Source organism: Prevotella jejuni (genome assembly GCF_900187995.1).
GTDB lineage: Bacteria > Bacteroidota > Bacteroidia > Bacteroidales > Bacteroidaceae > Prevotella > Prevotella jejuni.
Genome location: NZ_FZNZ01000079.1, coordinates 2274 through 3430, shown reverse-complemented (window position 1 = coordinate 3430; position 1157 = coordinate 2274). Strand labels below are relative to the sequence as shown.

General features: G+C 42.6%; 1 pseudogene. It reads left to right on the top strand.

The annotated features are described in order from the left end of the window. Positions 1-1157: pseudogene (locus CHB62_RS14345) on the top strand (toxin TcdB middle/N-terminal domain-containing protein); the annotation flags it as partial.

Below are 1157 nucleotides of genomic sequence, written 5' to 3'. Positions count from 1 at the left end.
CAAGATATGGCTTCCTAACCTCATCGAATCGTTTGTTAGAGAAGCTAACGGTGCACTTCCAAGGAAGTACGCTCCGCAGTTATGCCTTTACCTATAGCGAGGGTGCGTTCAACAAAGATGTGCTTACGGGTGTAAAGCAACTCGACGACAAAGGTGCAGAAGTGTCTTATCAGAATTTTGACTATTATGATGATGTACAGGCTGCCAAGGGGTATGTGCCTTTTAAGGAAAAACAGGAAACATGGAATACGCACAATGACGGACTTGACGCAGGATTTATAAGTCCTCTCAAAGAAGTTGGTGGCATATTCAGCGACAAACCTACTGCCTTAGGAGGAACAACAAGCCTTTCTTATGGTGGCTCTTTCTATGCTGGAGCAGGAGTTGATGATCAAAGTTCTTCAACAAGTGGCACTATTGGTGGTTCTTTTAATTACTCTCATGATAATTCTAAGGGATTATTGACTTTTGCAGACCTTAACGGAGATGGATTACCCGACAAGATATATCAGGATGGAGGTTCTGTGTACTATCGTCCGCAAATATGCACAGACGAAAAGAAAATAACCTATGGAGAACCTATCAAAGTTATTGGTATCTCTAAATTTTCTGCTTCATCCAGTAATACTTTCTCTGGAGGACCTGCCATCAAGGCTGGGTGGCAGTATATCATGGCTACTGTTGCTACAAGTACTTCTCGCACGACTACCAAAACCTCTGTATATTTCAGCGATGTTAATGGTGATGGGCTTGTAGATATAGTTTCTAGTGGTAAGGTTTATTTTAATCATATAGAAATTGACGAACAAGGTCATGCTATTCCTCATTTTACGCTTAGCAGTGCCGATACACCAAGCCCTATCATCTATGATGCCAAGAAAATAGATAAAACTATTGGGGAGGTTGATCCTGCCGAGCAAGCAGAACTGATTAAATCCTCTCCGATGGAAGATATGGTACGTGTATGGCAGGCACCTAAAGATGGAATCATCAGCATCTCGGGTACAGTTAGTTTGATTACTCCAACAGGCGAATACGATACCGATGAGTATGCTCATGCTGATGGTGTGCGCGTAGCCATTCAGAAAGGTCGTACGGAACTCTGGAACAAGAAAATTACCAAAGGAGATGCAACGGCTTATAATGCTACGGCACAG